Here is a 1020-nt window from a genome sequence, read left to right on the forward strand (position 1 = left end):
GGCGAAGGCCGCGTCGCCCCCGTCCGCCGGACAGCCGCTACGCGGCCTTCGCCTTCGTCGCGTACATGTCCACGTACTCCTGGCCGCCCAGCCGCATGACCTCGGTCATCACCGAGTCCGTCACCGCGCGCAGCACATAGCGGTCGCGCTCCATGCCGTCGTAGCGGGAGAACTCCATCGGCTTGCCGAAGCGCACCGTCACCTTGCCCGCACGCGGCAGGCCCTTGCCGCTCGGCTGCAGCTTGTCCGTGCCGATCATCGCGAACGGGACCACCGGCGCGCCCGTCATCAGCGTCAGCCGGGCGATCCCCGTACGCCCCCGGTACAGTCGGCCGTCGGGGGAGCGGGTGCCCTCCGGGTAGATGCCGAAGATCCGGCCCTCCTCCAGCACGCGCTGCCCCGTCATCAGCGCGGCGACACCGCCCCTGCCGCCGTCGCGGTCCACCGGGATCATGCCGACACCGGTGAAGAACCAGGCCATCAGCCGGCCCTTCACGCCCTTGCCCGTGACGTACTCGTCCTTGCCGATGAAGAACACCTGCCGGTCGCAGACCAGCGGCAGGATCATGGAGTCGATGAACGTCAGATGGTTGCCGGCCAGGATCACGGGCCCGCTGCCGGGAATGTTCTCGGCGCCTTCCACCCGTGTACGGAACATCAGGCGCACGAGCGTTCCGAGCGTTGCCTTGATGAGCGCGAAGCGGGACAACGGGTCCTCCGGTGTCGGGAACGGGCAGGAATAACCGGCCAAGTCTATGCAGGTGAGCACGTTACTCGCGGGGGGCCGCACGGCGCACGTCGGGCCGCCGCCGAATACCCGGTGTCGGGGGCTGTTTCCGCCGTGTTCGTCCAGGGTCCCCCCTGTCGCAGACGTATCCGCCTACGCTCGGGCGCGTTTGACAGGTGCCGGACATCACACGGACTCACACAAGGGAGCATTCATGACGCAGGGTGCGCGCAACACACCCGGACGGCGGACCGTACTGGGCGCCGCCGTACTGGGCTCGGCGGCCATGGCGG

At 69.1% G+C, this 1020-nt stretch carries 1 protein-coding gene; it reads right to left on the reverse strand.

The annotated features are described in order from the left end of the window. Nucleotides 1-37 precede the first annotated feature (37 nt). On the reverse strand, nt 38-769 hold the full coding sequence (locus HY68_RS22285; RefSeq protein WP_241778642.1) for a lysophospholipid acyltransferase family protein: 732 nt from the start codon (nt 767-769) through the stop codon (nt 38-40). Between the last annotated feature and the right edge of the window lie 251 nt (nt 770-1020).

It is taken from the genome of Streptomyces sp. AcH 505, from assembly GCF_000818175.1.
In the GTDB taxonomy this organism is placed as follows: domain Bacteria; phylum Actinomycetota; class Actinomycetes; order Streptomycetales; family Streptomycetaceae; genus Streptomyces.